Raw genomic sequence first — 16,888 nt, 5'->3', positions numbered from 1 at the left:
TCGCTGGCATGACCGATGAAGAGCTTCTGCGCTACTCGCGCCACATCTTGCTTGATGAGATCAGCGTAGAGGGACAGGAGCGCATCATGGGCAGTCGGGCCCTGATCATTGGCGCAGGGGGACTGGGATCCCCTGTCGCGCTATTTTTAGGCTCGGCCGGTGTAGGGCACATCACCATCGTGGACAACGACACGGTGGACATGACCAATTTGCAGCGTCAAATTGCCCACAGCATGAGCCGGGTGGGTCAGCCTAAAGTGACTTCCGCCCAAGTAGCCATTGCCTCGCTGAACCCAACCGTCACCGTAGAGCCCGTTCTTGCCCGCGCAGACCCCACCTTGCTTGATCTCCTGGTTGCGAAGGCTGATGTGGTCCTGGATTGCTGTGACAACTTCGCCACGCGCCACAGCATCAACGCCGCCTGTGTCAAACACGGCAAACCGCTTGTTTCGGGCGCAGCCATTCGTTTTGACGGTCAAGTGTGCGTGTACGACCTGCGTGACACAAAGTCTCCTTGTTATGCCTGTGTGTTCCCACCTGATGAGGGATTAACAGAAACCCGTTGCGCCACGATGGGCGTGTTCGCCCCCTTGGTCGGCATCATTGGCTCCATGCAGGCCGCGGAAGCTCTTAAGTTGCTGAGTGGTGCTGGTCGCCCGCTCACCGGGCGCTTGGTCATGCTGGATGGTCGTGCTATGGAATTCACCGAGGTCCGCATTGGGCGCCAGGCCGGCTGCCCCGTTTGCGGCGCGCCTCACTAGCACTAAGGTTTTCGGGGAAAGCAAGAGCCGTGCTGCTGCCGGAACTCTCGCGGCAACTGTGCGCCAGCCTGCGAAAAGAGACCTTTCCGATCATGCCGCGCAGCCTGCTCTTCCAAAGCGTAGGGACCCAAACTATTGCGCCATCTATAAGACCAAGCCTGTCCACTGCGGACCATTTCTGCACCGACATCTTGCCCCTGATAAATCAACCGGGCCAGGCCGCGCCCATAGTCGTCATAGCTGCGAGTGCTGACCGTCAGTGTTCGATGAATTGTGAGGGTGCTCAACGCATTGCGCGACGCCTCGCCGCCCGTCTGACAAATCTCAGGTGCATCAATGCCTTCCAGGCGAAGTTTCAACGGCGAACCTCCAGAGTCCGGCTGCACCCACAAGGTGTCGCCATCCGTCACATGGGTCACTCGGGCCGTCATCAGCTCCGTACCATGAGCCGAAATGCTGAACAACAAAAATGCAAAGACGCAGTCGCGGTGATTCACCAACGATAAATTGAGAGGTAGTGGCAATCGCATGAGCAGGCGCGAGGATAGCTGACCTGATACGCTTCACGGCCATGTCTCTGTTGTTTCGCCTTTTTCCTTTCCTGACCTGGCCCCGCCCGACCCCCGCCTTGCTACGTGCCGACATGCTGGCGGGTCTGTCAGTCGGCTTGATGGTGATTCCGCAGGGAGTGGCCTATGCGGCGTTGGCCGGAATGCCCTTGGTGACGGGCATTTATGCAGCGATGTTGCCCGCTTTGATTGCCGTTCTTTTCAGTGCGTCAAGACGCCTTTCTGTGGGCCCCACCGCGCTGACCTGCTTGCTGGTTGGCACATCGCTGACTGGGCTTGCTGAGCCTGGCAGCGCACAGTGGGTGGAGTTGGCCGTATGGCTGGCCTTGTTGACTGGCGCAATGCAAGTATGCCTGGGCTTGATGCGATTTGGCTGGCTACTGAACCTGGTGAGTGCGCCTGTCCTGATGGCGTTCACCCAAGGGGCCGCCTTGCTGATCATTGGCTCCCAGTTGCCGGCCCTGCTGGGAATGAAAGGTCCATGGTTCCAGATGTGGAGTCCGTCCAACTGGCATCTTCCTTCAGCTGCATTCGGCTTGAGTTGCCTCATACTGTTGACACTGGCCAAACGATGGAGGCCCACGTTTCCGGCAGTTTTGCTCATCGTGCTGGCTTCCGCCGGCATAAGCCACTGGACTGGATTTGCAGCCAGCGGTGGCGCTGTCGTGGGACCCTTGCCGCAAGGGTTGCCCGCACTCTACATTCCCGAACTTCCTGGTTGGCGAACGCTGAGCAACCTGCTCTTGCCCACCCTGGTGATTGCGCTGGTCAGTTTTCTGGAGACTGCCGCCAGTGCCAAGGTTGACAACGAGAAGGCCGGTCGTCGATGGAACCAGGACCAAGACTTGATCGGACAAGGCATGGGGAAAATCACTGCGGGCTTGTGCGGCGCATTTCCGACCAGCTCCTCATTTTCCCGTTCGGCACTGACCTTGTACGCGGGCGCCCGTTCTGGCTGGGCCACGGTGGCTTCAGTCGGAGTGGTTCTGATTGTGTTGCTGGCTTTCACCAGCATCTTGAGCCACGTGCCTCAGTCGATTCTCGCGGCCATCGTCCTGACAGCAATATCCGGGCTGATCAAGCCGCAGGCGTTCACCCAACTCTGGCGCGTCTCTCGAATTGAGACCAGCACAGCTGCTGTGACGTTGGGCATCACTGTGGCGGCCGCGCCGGCATTGCATTGGGGCGTTTTGACCGGCATGCTGATGGGGCTGAGTTATTTTCTGTACCAACGCTTGCATCCACGCATCATCGAAGTGGGTTTGCACCCCGACGGCAGCTTGCGTGACCGTCACCTTTGGCATCTGGACCCGATTGCCCCCGACGTGTATGCGCTGCGCATGGACGCTGAGCTTGATTTCGCGTCGGCCAGCAGCCTGTTGCAAGCAATCTCCGAGCATCTTGCCGCGCACCCTGGACTGCAGCACGTCTGCTTGTTTGCCCAACCCATCAACCGGATTGACGCAACCGGCGTTCAAGCCTTCTCCCAACTCCGCGAAACACTCGTTGCGCAAGGGGTGACACTACATTTAAGCGGACTCAAGTTGCCGGTTGAAGTGTTGCTTCGAAAGGCGGGTGAACTGGAAAACCCTGATCAGCCTGTGATGTATCGAACCGACGCTGAAGCACTGAAGTCGTTTCATGATCTGGACACTTAATTTGGCCCAGAAGTAGCCAGGCAATTAGGCTGATTTCAACGCCTCATCCATTCCTGTCCTGTTAGACTTAATTTTTTGAATTTCCAGCTTGCCTGTGGCCACTATGATTCCATCGTCAGCGATCGATCTGCGTGAATTGCGCTTGGATGACGCACGCGCCCTAGTTGGACATGACCCGGCAAACCGCTTGTCCGAGCTGGAAAGCTCTCCGACGCAACTGCTGCAAAGTATTCTTGATGGTCTTTGTGAACTTTCGCTCAAGGATCCACTCACTGGACTGGCCAATCGACGGCATTTTCATACTGTTCTCAGCCGGGAAATTGATGTCGCCGCTCGGTCTGGTGAACCTGCACTCCTGTTGATGCTGGACATTGATCACTTCAAGAAGGTCAACGACACCTACGGTCACCATGCTGGCGATCTGGTCCTGCAAGCGATTGCGAAATGTCTGGCGTCGTGCGTGCGTCCGATGGACACCGTGGCCCGATACGGTGGAGAGGAGTTTGCAGTGATATTGCCCAGTTGCTTGGCCTCGTTTGGAAAAATTGTGGCCGAACGCATCAGGGAGGCCGTCAAAGCACTCGCCGTCCCCGTGTCACCAGTTCAGAGTATCGAGGTGACGGTCAGCGTCGGTGGGTCATTTGCACCAATCTGGATCCGCTCCACACCGGCCCTGTGGGTGGAGCGCGCAGACGCCCTGCTTTACCGCGCCAAAGCCGAGGGACGCAATCGCGCTTGCATTGACGTTCAACAAGAAATTTCTGTGAGTGCCGAGGAAAAAAACATGCTATTCGGTCATTTGGCCGCCGGTGATCCCGCGTGGATCGAAAGTATTGGCAGTGACGCCTCCAGAAGTACCCCCACCGGTACAACGACTAGGATGAACTGATCATGAGCGATGTCCTCAACCCGCCGCTCGAGCAGACTACCAATGTCGCTCCCCCGTTAAAACCATTGGCCAAAGTGCTGGCCATTACGAGTGGAAAAGGCGGCGTCGGCAAGACTTTTGTGTCCGCGAATCTGGCTGCAGCCCTTGCCAAACGGGGACTTCGTGTCCTGGTGCTTGATGCCGACCTTGGCTTGGCGAACCTTGATGTCGTTCTCAACCTTTACCCCAAACTCACGCTGCATGATGTGTTTACGGGCAAAGCCAAATTGGAAGAAGCCATTGTCAAAGCGCCAAGTGGATTCTCGGTACTGCTGGCGGGTTCTGGAATGGTCGAGTATTCAAGATTGACACCCAAGGTACGCGACGATTTCCTGCAAGTCATGGGCAGCCTAATCCCCCACTACGACATTGTCTTGCTCGACACCGGCGCAGGCATTTCGGACGTGGTGCTGTTTGCAGTCTCGCTGGCCTCAGAAGTACTGGTGGTCGCAACGCCTGAGCCGACCTCGCTCACGGATGCATATGCCACCATCAAGGTGCTTGTCGGTCAGCAAAAACGACAGACTATTCGCGTCGTGGTTAATCAGACGGCCCGCATGGGCGACGGGCGAGCCATCACGGCTCAGCTGCAACAGGTCCTTGCTCGGTTTGTGCCCAGCGAGCCCGGACGCGCGGTGCGTTTGATCCACATGGGCGATATTCCGGCAGACCCCTCCGTGCGACAGGCCGTGATGCGCCGTCAATTGCTACTGCAAACAACCCCAGGTTGTCCCGCCGCCATGGCCATCTCCCAATTGGCAGGTAAATTGGCAGATTCCGTGGTGGATCGACCCACAGCGATCTGAAGCCGGCTCAAGCGGTGACGATCCAACCCTCGAGCAAATCCATGTCAGTTGGCAGTCCATAGCAGGGTTCACCGTTGGACTGCTGGGTCTGCGCCCAACCGGCCTGCATGAGGCAAAGCACCGCGTCCAGGGAGTCACCCCGTGCATCATCCACCAGCGCATCGCGTTGGGCATGACTGAGCTTGAGCCGCAGACCCAAATGCGTGCGACCCTGTTCCAGGGCGGTGACCAGATCCTTGCGGGCAATCAGGCGATCGGCGGATTGCTTGGCGCGGTCATCACTCTTGTAACTTCGTCGGCCCAGAATCTCACGCGCCAACATGCCCGGGTAGGCCTCCAGAGCCACGCGACGTGGTTGACCGGCGTCGTTCAGGTTGTCGAGAGCGCCTGAGTGCAAGCCCGCCAATTGAACGCCAGCATCTAGCAACAAGGGCACGCCCGCGTGCAACATATACGCCACTGGTGGATTGACCCACCGCATCGAGGGACTGGATCCGGCCAAGGAGTCTGTGGCTCGGTGGGCGAACTTTCCACCAGCAGGTCGCGAGTTACAAAAATCGGAAAACACCTGTCGGATTTCAGGGCGGCTCATCGCGCAATAGTGCCGAATGCACGGTTCCCATGCATTCGGCCATCCCAAGGCCTCGATCAATTCACGCGGCAATCCAAACGGCAGATCGAAACCACCCACCCAGTCATCCGCTTGTTTCAGCCAGTCCCCAAAGTCAGGCAAGGACTGGAAGTACTTCAAATTTAATAGCTGAACCCGACCACCTAGCAATGCTCCCAGTGCTAAAACAATTGGTTTCTGGCGACTGGGGCTACTGGAGAAATCACAACCCACCAAAGAAACTGGCAGGGGGACTGGCACAGCAAACGGAATAAAAACAGGAGACTCGGCCCTTCGCTTGTCTGCGGCCGGTGTCTTAAGCCCGTCCAATGATCGAAGCGGTGGCCATAAGTTCCTCCAAAAGGGCCAGCGACACACTGCCCGACACCGAGTAGGGGTCCAACACTGGTTTTTCAGCGTATTTGAGCAAGATAGACGCGTTGATCTTGGACATATTGACCTGGCCCATGGTCCAGCCGCCAAAGCGCCTCTCCTGGATTTCCTCGTAGTGCAGAAGCACCACATCTTTGTGCCGCGGATCTCGCTGGATATGGCTGTACAACTCGCTCACAGGCATGCGTCCGCCCTCGATGGCTTGCAGGAAAATACCACCGCCATAACAAAGAATTCCGGTGATGCCGCACTCCGGATTGTGCTGACGAGACGTTGCAAGAATCGTTTCAATAGCGGAGGCGGTGGTATCCACCGCGCGGCTTGCATAAAGTAATCGAACCAACATAGTCAACCTTTCTTGGGAAGCAAAGACAGAAACTCGCGGCGCAAATTGGGATCTTTCAGGAAGCTGCCGCGCATGACGGAATTGATCATCTTGCTATCCATGTCCTTCACGCCGCGCCAACCCATGCAAAAGTGGGTGGCTTCCATTACGATCGCAAGTCCGTCGGGCTGCGTTTTTTCCTGAATCAGATCTGCCAACTGAACGACGGCTTCTTCTTGGATTTGGGGCCGCCCCATCACCCATTCAGCGAGTCTGGCGTACTTGGACAAACCAATGACGTTGGTGTGCTCGTTGGGCAAAACGCCAATCCAGATTTTCCCAATGACCGGGCACAGGTGGTGGCTGCAAGCGCTGCGCACAGTGATGGGTCCCACAATCATCAGCTCGTTAAGATGCTCGGCATTGGGAAACTCCGTGATGGCCGGAGGATGAACGTAGCGCCCGCGAAACACTTCAGTGAGGTACATCTTTGCCACTCGGCGCGCGGTGTTGTCGGTGTTGTGATCATGCTCGGTGTCAATCACCATGCTGCTCAACACGCCCTTCATCTTGTCTTCCACCTCGTCGAGCAAGCGTTCCAACTCGCCCGGCTCAATGTACTCGGCAATGTTGTCGTTGGCATTGAATCGCTTGCGCGCCGCAACCAGTCGCTCCCTGATTTTGACGGAGACTGGTGTTCCTTCGTCGGAATCGCTAATGTTCATGGTTCGTTGATTTTTCATTGACAAGTGAGGATGGTATCAGCGTTTTAACAGTAAGGTTTTTAGGCCAAAGCCCTCTATCATCTTGTACATAATGCTACCAAATTAATAGCGCTTACCAAACAAAAACAAAACCAACCGCATTAGTCCAAATGCCAATCGCTCCAAAATTTGCTGGCGCCAAGGCCGATTGGCAAAGGCAGCCGGGTTGACCGGCGTGCCACCCTTTGCGATGGCATCCTCCAGTTCCGCCCTCAGCTCCTGCGCAAACGCGGCATCCTCGACCACCACGTTGGCCTCACGGGCCAGAAGAAGACTCAGCGGATCAAGGTTTGAGGAGCCCACGGTGGCCCAGTGTCCATCGATTACCGCCACTTTGGCATGCAGGAAACTGATCGCGTACTCATGAATCTCAACACCAGCGTCGAGCAGGGCGCCGTAAACCGGTCTCGTGGCATGGAATTGCATGAAATACTCATACTGCCCCTGCAGCAACAAGCGCACCCGAACACCCCGTTTTGCGGCGTGAATTAAGCCTTTGCGTAGTTTTCGGCCCGGCAAAAAATAGGCATTGGCAATGATAATTTCTTTGCGGGCGCCACCTATGGCCTGCCGGTAGGCCCGCTCGATTCTCGCGCGATGGTGCAGATTGTCACGCAGCACCAGCTCTGCCACCGCGCCATGTGAAACACTGCCGGGTTGTTGTGGCGAAGCGTCCTCCCGACCCTGCTTCTTCACACGCAAGGCGAGAGCCACGGCGGCTTGGAGAATGTGCCAAGAGGCTGAGAAATCGACCTCACGCACCTTGCGAACGGCTTGCATACGCCACCAGAACTTAATGGTTGCCGCGTGCGCGTCCTGAACCAATGGACCCGTCACCCGCACGGTGAAGTCCAACCTCGGCACCTTCAGGACGCCATGGTTAGGATCGAAAAGGTCATCCAGCACGTTGATCCCTCCGCAAAACGCCACCGAACCATCGACAACGCACAACTTGCGATGCATGCGTCGCCAACGCCCCGGTATCAGCAGGCCCAGCCAACCCAGCGGGGAAAATATCCGCCACAAAACTCCCGCGGCGTTAAAACGTGTCACCCAAGCCGACGGAATACTTGGGGTCCCCGCACCGTCCATCACAAGATACACCGCGACGCCGCGCTGCCCGGCCCGCTCCAAGGCTTCGGCAATCAGGCCCCCCGTACCTTCGACACTGAAAATATAGGTTTCCATGCGCACTTCATGGACACTCTGGTCGATGGCGCTGACCAGTTCGGGGAAAAAATCATGTGCGCCCTTCAGCAATGCAACTTGATGACCGGCTTGAAGTTGCGACATGGCCTGCTCTTTATTCCGGGAGTCCAAACTCGGCAATCAAGGGTAAATGGTCCGACATACGCCACCAGTTCCGCCCACGCGGCACCTCGACGCCCAAAGGCGTAAGGCCCCTTGCATAGACATAGTCCAACTGCACCAACGGCAAACGGGCGGGAAAGGTGCGTTGGCGCGGCCCCAAAAAAGTCTCCAGCCCCGACGTCATCAGGGCTCGTTGCACCATGTCTCCCCAGTCATTGAAATCCCCGGCCACCAACAAGGGGGCGTCATGGGGGACCTCACGCAGGATAAAGCGCTGCAATTGGAGAATTTGTCGGGCACGACTTGCACGAATCAGTCCCAAGTGGACGACTACCACGTGCACAGCCTGATCATGCAACAACACTTCGGAGTGAAGCAGACCTCTCTGTTCGAAACGGTGATCGGACATATCCTCATGTTGGTGGCGAGTCACCGGCCACCGGGAGAGCATGGCGTTGCCATGCTCTCCATCGCGCGTATAGGCATTGGTGCGGTAAATGGCCTCATAGCCTTCTGGCGCGAGGAAGTCTGCCTGCGGCAAATCGGGCCATTGGGTAAAGTACTGCTCCTCGCGTCGGTGCACTTTACGCACTTCTTGCAGGCAAACAATATCTGCGTCCAGCTGTTCCACCGCGTGGCCCAGGTTGTGAATCTCCAGACGGCGCTGAGGCCCCATTCCCTGCACCCCTTTGTGAATGTTGTAGGTGGCAACCCTCACGGTATTCATGGACCACTCCCTTGATCAAGCAATCTTGGCAACATCAAAATCGCCTCTGCATTGGACGGAGAAAAGCAGGCCTCAGCGGCCTCCCGGTAAGGCAGCCAAAGGTAGTCGGTATGCTCTCTTGGGCTCAGAATCACCGGCGTAGCTGCAGGCACCTGCAAGCCAAACAAATGCTCCCGGTTGTGTGTCACCTCCGGTGCATACCGGTGTCGCCACTGAGGGTAAATTTCATAGACGTTTTCAAGGCGCCAGTCACACAATCCCCCAGCCAATGGCGTGCCAGGGAGGCAAACGATGCCTGTTTCCTCTTGGACCTCACGCACAGCCGTCTCATTGAACTCGTCGTTCTCCGCATCCTTGCTGCCGGTCACGGACTGCCAGAAATCGCCCGCGTCAACTCGCTTGATCAACAACACGTCCAAAGCTGGGGTGTGAATCACCACGAGCACGGATTGGGGAATCTTGAATTGAGGGTGCATAAAAAAGGGCGCTTTTGAAGCGCCCTTTCATTCTGCCTGAAGCCTTGCTCAGGATTTCATCAAACGACCTTCGCAGGCTCAATCGTGCGCAAACGGATGTGCAATTCGCGCAGTTGCTTCTCGTCAACCGGGCTAGGTGCTTGGGTCAGCAAACATTGCGCGCGCTGGGTCTTGGGGAACGCAATCACATCACGAATGGAATCGGCACCGGTCATCAACGTAACGACACGGTCCAGGCCAAAGGCCAATCCACCGTGAGGAGGTGCGCCATATTGCAAGGCGTCAAGCAGGAAACCAAACTTGAGTTGGGCTTCTTCCGGCGTGATCTTCAGTGCATCAAACACTTTTTTCTGCACCTCGGCACGGTGGATACGCACAGACCCACCGCCCATTTCCCAGCCGTTAAGCACCATGTCATAACCCTGGGAGATGCATTTCTCGGGCGCCGATACCATCCAATCTTCGTGGCCGGCTTTGGGCGCGGTGAAGGGGTGGTGAACAGCGGTGTAGCGCTGGTTTTCCTCGTCGAATTCGAACATCGGGAAATCCACCACCCACATCGGACGCCAGCCAGCGGTGAACAAGCCGTTCTTCTTGCCGAACTCGCTATGTCCAATCTTGACGCGCAGGGCGCCAATGGCGTCGTTGACGATTTTTTCCTTGTCCGCACCGAAGAAAATCAGATCGCCGTCTTGCGCACTGGTTCGCTCAAGAACTGCGGCCAAGGCTGCGTCATGAATGTTCTTAACAATCGGACTTTGCAGACCGTCACGCCCCTTGGCCAATTCATTCACGCGGATGTAGGCAAGGCCCTTGGCGCCGTAAATTTTGACAAACTCGGTGTAGGCATCGATCTCGCCACGGCTGATACCACCGCCCTCGACCGAGCCACCCGGCACACGCAGGGCGACAACTCGGCCGCCTTTCATGGTCGCAGCACCTGAGAACACTTTGAAATCCACGTCCTTCATGACGTCGGTCAATTCGGCAAATTGCAGGTTCACTCGCAAATCTGGCTTGTCCGACCCATACTGATGCATGGCGTCCTGGTAGGTCATGACCGGGAACTCGCCCAAGTCCACCCCAATGGTGTTCTTGAACACCGTGGTAATCATGCCTTGGAACATGGTGCGAATGTCTTCCTCGGTGAGGAACGAGGTCTCAATATCAATCTGGGTGAACTCGGGCTGGCGGTCAGCACGCAGATCTTCGTCGCGGAAGCATTTGGTGATCTGGTAGTAGCGATCAAAACCGGCCACCATCAAGAGTTGCTTGAACAGTTGGGGGCTTTGTGGCAGCGCGAAAAACTGACCGTCATGCACTCGACTGGGCACAAGGTAGTCCCGCGCGCCCTCGGGCGTGCTCTTGGTGAGCATGGGGGTTTCGATATCGACAAAACCGTTGGCATCGAGAAATTTACGCACTTCCATGGACACGCGGTAGCGCAGCATCAGGTTGTTCTGCATGTAGGGGCGACGCAGGTCCAGCACGCGGTGCGTCAGGCGGGTGGTCTCAGAAAGATTCTCATCGTCAATCTGAAACGGGGGCGTGACGGAGGCGTTGAGTACCGTCAATTCATGGCACAACACTTCAATCTTGCCGCTCTTCAGGTTGTCATTGGTCGTGCCGTCTGGACGTGCACGCACCACGCCTTTGATCTGAATGCAAAACTCATTGCGAATGCCCTCGGCCGTCTTGAACATCTCGGCCCGGTCAGGATCGCAAACGACCTGAACGTAACCTTCACGGTCACGGACATCCACAAAAATCACACCACCGTGGTCACGGCGACGATTCACCCAGCCACACAATGTGACGGTTTCACCTAACAGGGCATCGGTCACAAGACCACAATAATGGGAGCGCATCGCCATATTCAGCTTTCATTGACCACCCGAACGGGTGGCACAGGTTGTCAAAACTATTTCCGGGGGAGATTCATTGGCGCAGTTGGCGCCACAGAGCCCATGGAAATCACGTAAGTCAGTGCTTCGTCCACACTCATTTGCAGCTCGATGACTTCAGCGCGCGGCAACATGAGGAAAAAACCACTGGTCGGGTTCGGCGTGGTGGGCACATACACACTCACCAAATCCTCACCCAGATGTTTGGCGACTTCGCCACCCGGCGTACCGGTTTGGAACGCAATCGTCCACACGCCAGCGCGGGGATATTGAATCAACATGGCCCGGCGAAACGCATTGCCATTGCTGGAAAAAAGCGTGTCGGACACTTTTTTCACACTGTTGTAGATGGACTTGAACACGGGAATATTCGTGAACAGCCGACTCCACTGCCGCAGCCACCAGCGCCCTGCCACGTTGGAGACCAAGGCCCCCGTCAGCAACAGCGCAGTGAACACCAACACCACGCCTAGCCCGGGAATATGCCGCAGCCTCTCGATGATGGGGCCCGCGGAATCAGGCGTGAGTGCATCCAAGCCGGTCAAAAAACCGCCAAAAATGGCGTCCAGGAGACCTACCAACCACAACAAGACCCAAATGGTCAGCGTGAGTGGCAACCAGGCGAGCAAGCCCGTCAGCAGATATTTTTTAATGTGCACGACAAATCCAGAACATCACTCAATCCGATTCAAGGCGCCAATCAGGCGTCAGATTTTCCTGCTGACGGAGCTGGTGCAGGTGCGGAGACTGCCGGTTTGGCGCTAGTGGTCTCTGTGCTTGTCGCCCCGTCCGTGGACTCGGATTTGGGTGCCGTACTCGCCGAAGGTCCACCTTTGAAATCGGTGGCATACCAACCCGATCCCTTGAGCTGAAAGCCCGCGGCAGTGACCTGTTTTTTAAACACCGGTGCGTGACAGTCGGGGCAGTCCGTCAACGGAGCGTCCGACATTTTCTGCAGCACATCCTTGGCAAATCCGCAGGACTCACATTTGTAAGCGTAAATAGGCATGGAATTGGGCTCAAACTCAGGTTGCAAAGCCTTCCATTATAGGGCGTCGCCTGAAATCGAGGCCAGAGGGCAGCGCAAGCTAGAAAAGCCGAACCCGCACGATCAATTGCATGACAAGCAGACCGAGTACAAAGCCAACCCCGGCATACAAAAAGCTCTGCAACAGCCGGTTGGTGCGTTTTTGCTCCAACAACAACTCTTGTAAAGCGCGACCGGACGTCGCATTGTCCTTCTGAAGAAAGCTGTACAACAGACGCGGCAACTCCGGAATCAGCTTGGCATAGCGGGGGGACTCATTTCGAAGCTCGTCCAACAACTTCTTGGGACCGAGTTGGTCAATCATCCACTTCTCTAGAAATGGCTTGGCCGTGGCCCACAGGTCAAGGTCTGGGTCCAATTGGCGCCCCAGCCCCTCGATATTGAGCAACGTTTTCTGCAGCAGCACCAACTGGGGCTGAATTTCAACCTGGAACCGTCGCGAAGTCTGAAATAAGCGCATCAGCACCATACCCAGAGAAATCTCCTTGAGCGGGCGATCAAAATAAGGCTCACACACGGATCGAATCGCGGATTCAAGCTCATCCACGCGCGTGGTTCGAGGCACCCAGCCGGATTCAATGTGCAACTCGGCCACTCGTTTGTAGTCGCGCCGAAAGAACGCCGTGAAATTCTGAGCCAGATACTCTTTATCCGTCTCCGTCAGAGTGCCGACAATGCCGAAGTCCAGAGAAATGTAGCGGCCAAAGGTGTCTGGCGCGAGGCTAACCTGAATGTTCCCCGGATGCATGTCAGCATGAAAGAACCCGTCACGGAACACTTGCGTGAAGAAAATGGTGACGCCGTCGCGAGCCAGTTTGGGAATGTCGACCCCAGCCGATCGCAGTCGCTCCACCTGGCTGATCGGAACGCCTGTCATGCGCTCCATCACGATCACCTCGGTCATGCAGAAATCCCAGAACATCTCCGGAATCAACACCAGATCCAGCCCCTCCATATTGCGACGCAATTGCGCCGCACTGGAAGCTTCTCGAACCAGGTCAAGCTCGTCGTGCAGGTATTTGTCGAATTCAGCCACCACCTCGCGTGGCTTGAGGCGCTTGCCGTCGCTGGACAAACTCTCAACCCAGCCTGCCATCAGGCGCATCAAGCTCAGGTCTTTTTCAATCACCGACAACATGCCGGGTCGCAAGACCTTGACTGCCACATCTCGATCGACGCCATTGCGGTCCTTGATCACCGCGAAATGAACCTGGGCTATCGACGCACTGGCGATGGGCTGGCGGTCAAAGGAGACAAAAATATCATCCACTTTTTTATTGAACGCGCGCTCTATGGTGGCAATGGCCACCATAGAGGCAAATGGGGGCACCCGGTCCTGCAGTCGCGCCAACTCATCGGCAATATCCACCGGCATCAAGTCCCGGCGCGTTGAGAGTACTTGCCCAAACTTGACGAAAATTGGACCTAAACGCTCCAAAGCCTCGCGAATCCTTTGTCCGCGGGGGGCTTTTAAGTCGCGGCCGATTGAGACGACTCGGGCAATAACCCGCAGCCACGGCTTTTGAAAGCTGGTCAGGACCAGTTCGTCCAGCCCATAGCGCAACATCACCCAAATGATGAAAACGCCCCGAAACAGGCGCCTCATGGCGTTGGCCCGCTGGATCCCGCTGCCCTGTTTGTTCTCAGAAACTGCCGCAATGCCTGCGTGGCGCTGAGGGCGGCTTGGCTCAAGGTATGGGCCGGCGCGTCACCCATGACACGGGCCAGGTCTTCTTCGATGTCCCAGCGGACGTGATCGGTCAACCAATTCAACTCGGCAGCCAGTTGCACGTCGCCTTCAATGCGGACGGCAGGCTTGTCACCTCGCAAAGCGCTTTGCGCCAGTACCAGCGGTGAGGCCTCGGTCAGCGCCAGCACCAAGTCGGGCTTGGCGCCGTCTGTCGCCCGGTCCAGCAGCCCGGCGGGCGTTGCCACCAATTTGATGGAAAAGGCGCGCCAGTGCATTTGAACCACCCGGTTCTTTTGACGAACAAGGCGGGCCATTGCCTCGCTCTCCTGCATCAAGATATGGTTGAGCAGCAGGACGATGCGGCGTTGAACCTCGTCTACCACCCAGGCAGGGGGCTCAATGGCCGGGAGAGGAAGATTTTGGAGGAATCCCTCCAGCAATGAAAAAGGGGACTGTGTTGCCATAGTCCCCGATTATTCCTGAATTCAGATTGCCTTCGCCCCCATGAGGGTCCAACAACCGACTCACACCCAACGCCGCTCGGTAAAAGCGGCTGGGCAACTGGCCTATTGAAGCGCCTGAACGCCCGCCACCAACCAGCCGCTCGGACCCGTCTTGCGCTTGGTCATGTTCCAGACTTCGCGGAAAGGACTCGGCCCCGCAGACGGCTCTTCGCGGATCATTCCGGAGAACTCGACGCTAGCCATGTATTCGTCACCCAGATCTTCAATACCGAGCAACTGTGCTTCGATCATCACCACATCCGTCAAATTGACAGGCCCACCGGTGTGCACTTCACGCTCAGTCAATTGAGCCTGAATTTCCTTCAGCATGGTGTCGGTCATCATGACGCGCAACGCGTTGATGTCAGACTTGTCCCAAGCGGCTTGCAGCGACACGAAGTTGGCTTTGGCCGACTTCAAGAAGCCTTCGCTATCGAAATCAGCGGGGACACCCCAATTTTGTGAACCAGACAAACCAGAACCAATCATGGAGCCAGTGTTGGGACGTGCGCTGTCAAACTTGGCGGTCGTGCGCTCCCAAGGGCGGGCAGACGCATCATTGCCGACATTCTCTGGACGATAAGTAGCGGGAGTCTTGGCCGTCGCGCCGGGTGAGGCACCTTGAAAGGCAAAAGGTGACGCACTGCCTGGCGCTTGCGCCGACTGGCGGGAGCGACGGAACCAGCCAATGGCCATCATCACGCCCAGAGCCAACAAACCAAACATCAGAATCTGACCAAACTCCTCTCCCAAACCGAGAGAACTGGCCAACCAGGCCAAGCCCAGACCCGCTGCCAATCCACCCAGCATCGCGCCCCATGGCTTGCGAGGAGCCGCAGGAGCGGCTGCACCTGGCGCGGCAGCAGGCTTGGCGGGCGCGGCTTGGCGCGGTGCGACGTTGCTGGACTGCTGCCCAAAGGATTTGCCACCGCCAAACCGTTTGGCTGCCTCGGCATTGATACCTGACAGCATCAAAAACAGGGCCAGAAACACAGACCAGAATTTCATGAAATCTCCAGAGATTGAGTTTTTGCGTTCAATTGAGCGCGTTGATTTTTTCAACCAGGGTCAGTCAACACTTGATCCCGGCATGCAAGGCTACCAGCCCACCGGTGAGGTTGTGGTAATCCACATGCCCAAAGCCACTAGCTTTCATCAGGGCTTTTAACTCTTCCTGGCCGGGATGCATGCGAATCGACTCCGCCAAGTAGCGGTAGCTGGAGTCATCGCCGGCCACCAGCTTGCCTAACTTGGGCAAAACCTTGAAGGAATACCAGTCGTAGATTTTCTCCAGTGGCGGTGCCACCTTGGAGAACTCCAACACCAACAACTTGCCACCGGGTTTGAGGACGCGGTTCATTTCTGCCAGCGCCACGTCTTTGTGAGTCATATTGCGCAGGCCGAAGGCCACACTGACCACGTCAAAGTGATTACTTGGAAACGGCAGCTTCTCCGCGTCACAAACAAGCGTGGGCAAGGCGATACCCGCATCCAGCAACCGGTCGCGGCCGGTGCGCAACATGGCTTCGTTGATGTCGGTGTGCACCACCCGGCCAGTTTTGCCCACTTTTTTGGAGAAGGCCATGGACAAGTCGCCTGTGCCACCGGCAATGTCGAGCACCTGGTGGCCTTCGCGCAGGTTGGCTACCATCACCGTGTAGGCCTTCCAGGCACGGTGCAGGCCACCTGACATCAAGTCATTCATCAAGTCGTACTTGGGCGCCACCGAGTCGAACACGCCACGCACGTGTTTTGCTTTTTCTGCCTCGTCTACCGACTGGTAGCCAAAATGTGTAGTTGTCATGTCCGTCATCCTAGACGATGTGCATTCAAAGGGACACCGCAACCCTGAGGCGGGTCAGGGTGGTGTTGCTTCATTAACAAAAACCGCCTTTGCCCCTTATAGATCAGGAGCAGGCAGCTATCTATTTTATAGCTTGGGTATCAATGACTGCTGCAGCCATGCCCGGCCTTCTCGGGCATGGGCGAATCACGCCCCACCCCGGCGGCCTGCAGGCGTGCTTCGTAATCCAGCCAGAGCTTGTCTTGCTGCGAGCCCAGGAAATACAGGTAATCCCAGGAAAAAATGCCGGAGTCATGCCCATCAGAAAACGCCGGTTGCACGGCGTAGTTGCCAACCGGCTCCAAGCCAGCCAACTCCACCTCGCGCTTGCCGGTCTGCAGCACCTCTTGGCCCGGTCCGTGGCCCTGCACCTCGGCCGACGGCGAATACACGCGCATCAGCTCAAAGGGAATGCGGAACTCCGCGCCGTCAGAGAAGGTCACTTCCAGCACTTTCGACTGGCTGTGCACCGTGATCGACTGTGGCGTCGGAGCGCCTGATTGCAAACCTGCCATGAGCTCACCTATTCAAAAAATCTAAAGGGACCACACCCCAATTGGCGGTGTGGCGGG

The 16,888-nt window shown here is 56.8% G+C and carries 19 protein-coding genes; 4 read left to right on the top strand and 15 right to left on the bottom strand.

Features of this window, described 5'->3' with window-relative positions:
* Positions 1–8: 8 nt before the first annotated feature.
* Positions 9–761 carry a molybdopterin-synthase adenylyltransferase MoeB gene (locus tag J8G15_RS20430; RefSeq protein ID WP_210544719.1) on the top strand — a complete coding sequence of 251 codons (753 nt, stop codon included), beginning with the start codon at positions 9–11 and terminating at the stop codon, positions 759–761.
* 2 nt (positions 762–763) lie between these two features.
* Here the strand turns inward: J8G15_RS20430 and J8G15_RS20425 are convergent, their stop codons facing one another.
* Positions 764–1,258, bottom strand: coding sequence for a thermonuclease family protein (locus tag J8G15_RS20425; RefSeq protein ID WP_240538388.1), 495 nt, complete (start codon positions 1,256–1,258; stop codon positions 764–766).
* Positions 1,259–1,332: 74 nt separating this feature from the next.
* On the opposite strand from J8G15_RS20425, the gene J8G15_RS20420 reads away from it, so the two are divergent.
* The 3 genes from J8G15_RS20420 to J8G15_RS20410 all read left to right on the top strand — a co-directional run bounded on the left by J8G15_RS20420 (position 1,333) and on the right by J8G15_RS20410 (position 4,722).
* Positions 1,333–2,988, top strand: coding sequence for a SulP family inorganic anion transporter (locus J8G15_RS20420; protein WP_210544715.1), 1,656 nt, complete (start codon positions 1,333–1,335; stop codon positions 2,986–2,988).
* Between the two features lie 103 nt (positions 2,989–3,091).
* The gene (locus J8G15_RS20415) at positions 3,092–3,877 is read left to right on the top strand and encodes a GGDEF domain-containing protein (protein WP_210544714.1); all 786 of its coding nucleotides are present in this window, start codon (positions 3,092–3,094) and stop codon (positions 3,875–3,877) included.
* A gap of 2 nt (positions 3,878–3,879) precedes the next feature.
* Complete coding sequence (locus J8G15_RS20410) at positions 3,880–4,722, top strand: MinD/ParA family protein (RefSeq protein WP_210544712.1); 843 nt, start codon at positions 3,880–3,882, stop codon at positions 4,720–4,722.
* Positions 4,723–4,729: 7 nt separating this feature from the next.
* Here J8G15_RS20410 and J8G15_RS20405 read toward each other — a convergent pair whose 3' ends face one another.
* The 14 genes from J8G15_RS20405 to J8G15_RS20340 form a co-directional block, all read right to left on the bottom strand.
* A complete protein-coding gene (locus tag J8G15_RS20405; protein ID WP_210544710.1) occupies positions 4,730–5,593 on the bottom strand; it encodes a DUF429 domain-containing protein in 864 nt (287 codons plus the stop codon).
* Positions 5,594–5,648: 55 nt separating this feature from the next.
* Positions 5,649–6,071: a BLUF domain-containing protein gene (locus J8G15_RS20400; protein WP_210544708.1), complete on the bottom strand. Its 423-nt coding sequence runs from the start codon at positions 6,069–6,071 to the stop codon at positions 5,649–5,651.
* Positions 6,072–6,073: 2 nt separating this feature from the next.
* Positions 6,074–6,775, bottom strand: coding sequence for a GTP cyclohydrolase I (folE, locus tag J8G15_RS20395; protein ID WP_210544706.1), 702 nt, complete (start codon positions 6,773–6,775; stop codon positions 6,074–6,076).
* A gap of 102 nt (positions 6,776–6,877) precedes the next feature.
* A complete protein-coding gene (gene clsB / locus J8G15_RS20390; protein WP_210544704.1) occupies positions 6,878–8,107 on the bottom strand; it encodes a cardiolipin synthase ClsB in 1,230 nt (409 codons plus the stop codon).
* Between the two features lie 10 nt (positions 8,108–8,117).
* The gene (locus J8G15_RS20385; RefSeq protein ID WP_210544702.1) at positions 8,118–8,852 is read right to left on the bottom strand and encodes an endonuclease/exonuclease/phosphatase family protein; all 735 of its coding nucleotides are present in this window, start codon (positions 8,850–8,852) and stop codon (positions 8,118–8,120) included.
* Positions 8,849–9,328 (bottom strand): dihydroneopterin triphosphate diphosphatase, encoded by a 480-nt coding sequence (nudB, locus tag J8G15_RS20380; protein WP_210544701.1) that lies wholly within the window; start codon positions 9,326–9,328, stop codon positions 8,849–8,851. The genes J8G15_RS20385 and nudB overlap by 4 nt, the downstream gene beginning before the upstream one ends.
* Positions 9,329–9,387: 59 nt before the next feature.
* Positions 9,388–11,202, bottom strand: a complete 1,815-nt coding sequence (gene aspS, locus J8G15_RS20375) for an aspartate--tRNA ligase (protein ID WP_210544699.1) — start codon at positions 11,200–11,202, stop codon at positions 9,388–9,390.
* 47 nt (positions 11,203–11,249) lie between these two features.
* Positions 11,250–11,885, bottom strand: coding sequence for a DUF502 domain-containing protein (locus J8G15_RS20370; protein WP_210547688.1), 636 nt, complete (start codon positions 11,883–11,885; stop codon positions 11,250–11,252).
* A gap of 47 nt (positions 11,886–11,932) precedes the next feature.
* Positions 11,933–12,241 (bottom strand): FmdB family zinc ribbon protein, encoded by a 309-nt coding sequence (locus tag J8G15_RS20365; RefSeq protein ID WP_210544696.1) that lies wholly within the window; start codon positions 12,239–12,241, stop codon positions 11,933–11,935.
* A gap of 79 nt (positions 12,242–12,320) precedes the next feature.
* Positions 12,321–13,886 (bottom strand): ubiquinone biosynthesis regulatory protein kinase UbiB, encoded by a 1,566-nt coding sequence (ubiB, locus tag J8G15_RS20360; RefSeq protein ID WP_210544695.1) that lies wholly within the window; start codon positions 13,884–13,886, stop codon positions 12,321–12,323.
* Entirely contained in the window at positions 13,883–14,434 is a 552-nt protein-coding gene (locus J8G15_RS20355) for a hypothetical protein (protein ID WP_210544693.1), read from the bottom strand. The genes ubiB and J8G15_RS20355 overlap by 4 nt, the downstream gene beginning before the upstream one ends.
* A gap of 102 nt (positions 14,435–14,536) precedes the next feature.
* A complete protein-coding gene (locus J8G15_RS20350; RefSeq protein WP_210544692.1) occupies positions 14,537–15,481 on the bottom strand; it encodes a Tim44 domain-containing protein in 945 nt (314 codons plus the stop codon).
* 64 nt (positions 15,482–15,545) lie between these two features.
* The gene (gene ubiE, locus J8G15_RS20345; RefSeq protein WP_210544690.1) at positions 15,546–16,277 is read right to left on the bottom strand and encodes a bifunctional demethylmenaquinone methyltransferase/2-methoxy-6-polyprenyl-1,4-benzoquinol methylase UbiE; all 732 of its coding nucleotides are present in this window, start codon (positions 16,275–16,277) and stop codon (positions 15,546–15,548) included.
* Between the two features lie 140 nt (positions 16,278–16,417).
* The gene (locus J8G15_RS20340) at positions 16,418–16,831 is read right to left on the bottom strand and encodes a gamma-butyrobetaine hydroxylase-like domain-containing protein (RefSeq protein WP_210544688.1); all 414 of its coding nucleotides are present in this window, start codon (positions 16,829–16,831) and stop codon (positions 16,418–16,420) included.
* Between the last annotated feature and the right edge of the window lie 57 nt (positions 16,832–16,888).

The sequence above is a fragment of the Rhodoferax sp. PAMC 29310 genome (genome assembly GCF_017948265.1).
GTDB lineage: Bacteria > Pseudomonadota > Gammaproteobacteria > Burkholderiales > Burkholderiaceae_C > Rhodoferax.
This window is presented reverse-complemented; position numbering and strand designations above follow the sequence as displayed.

What these genes read in the sequence shown, in the direction of transcription:
- J8G15_RS20400 (WP_210544708.1), bottom strand. Translation starts at nt 6,071, where the DNA reads ATGTTGGTTCGATTACTTTATGCAAGCCGCGCGGTGGATACCACCGCC.
- J8G15_RS20410 (WP_210544712.1), top strand. Translation starts at nt 3,880, where the DNA reads ATGAGCGATGTCCTCAACCCGCCGCTCGAGCAGACTACCAATGTCGCT.
- folE (WP_210544706.1), bottom strand. Translation starts at nt 6,775, where the DNA reads ATGAACATTAGCGATTCCGACGAAGGAACACCAGTCTCCGTCAAAATC.
- nudB (WP_210544701.1), bottom strand. Translation starts at nt 9,328, where the DNA reads ATGCACCCTCAATTCAAGATTCCCCAATCCGTGCTCGTGGTGATTCAC.
- J8G15_RS20355 (WP_210544693.1), bottom strand. Translation starts at nt 14,434, where the DNA reads ATGGCAACACAGTCCCCTTTTTCATTGCTGGAGGGATTCCTCCAAAAT.
- ubiB (WP_210544695.1), bottom strand. Translation starts at nt 13,886, where the DNA reads ATGAGGCGCCTGTTTCGGGGCGTTTTCATCATTTGGGTGATGTTGCGC.
- J8G15_RS20340 (WP_210544688.1), bottom strand. Translation starts at nt 16,831, where the DNA reads ATGGCAGGTTTGCAATCAGGCGCTCCGACGCCACAGTCGATCACGGTG.
- clsB (WP_210544704.1), bottom strand. Translation starts at nt 8,107, where the DNA reads ATGTCGCAACTTCAAGCCGGTCATCAAGTTGCATTGCTGAAGGGCGCA.
- ubiE (WP_210544690.1), bottom strand. Translation starts at nt 16,277, where the DNA reads ATGACAACTACACATTTTGGCTACCAGTCGGTAGACGAGGCAGAAAAA.
- J8G15_RS20385 (WP_210544702.1), bottom strand. Translation starts at nt 8,852, where the DNA reads ATGAATACCGTGAGGGTTGCCACCTACAACATTCACAAAGGGGTGCAG.
- aspS (WP_210544699.1), bottom strand. Translation starts at nt 11,202, where the DNA reads ATGGCGATGCGCTCCCATTATTGTGGTCTTGTGACCGATGCCCTGTTA.
- J8G15_RS20415 (WP_210544714.1), top strand. Translation starts at nt 3,092, where the DNA reads ATGATTCCATCGTCAGCGATCGATCTGCGTGAATTGCGCTTGGATGAC.
- J8G15_RS20430 (WP_210544719.1), top strand. Translation starts at nt 9, where the DNA reads ATGACCGATGAAGAGCTTCTGCGCTACTCGCGCCACATCTTGCTTGAT.
- J8G15_RS20350 (WP_210544692.1), bottom strand. Translation starts at nt 15,481, where the DNA reads ATGAAATTCTGGTCTGTGTTTCTGGCCCTGTTTTTGATGCTGTCAGGT.
- J8G15_RS20420 (WP_210544715.1), top strand. Translation starts at nt 1,333, where the DNA reads ATGTCTCTGTTGTTTCGCCTTTTTCCTTTCCTGACCTGGCCCCGCCCG.
- J8G15_RS20365 (WP_210544696.1), bottom strand. Translation starts at nt 12,241, where the DNA reads ATGCCTATTTACGCTTACAAATGTGAGTCCTGCGGATTTGCCAAGGAT.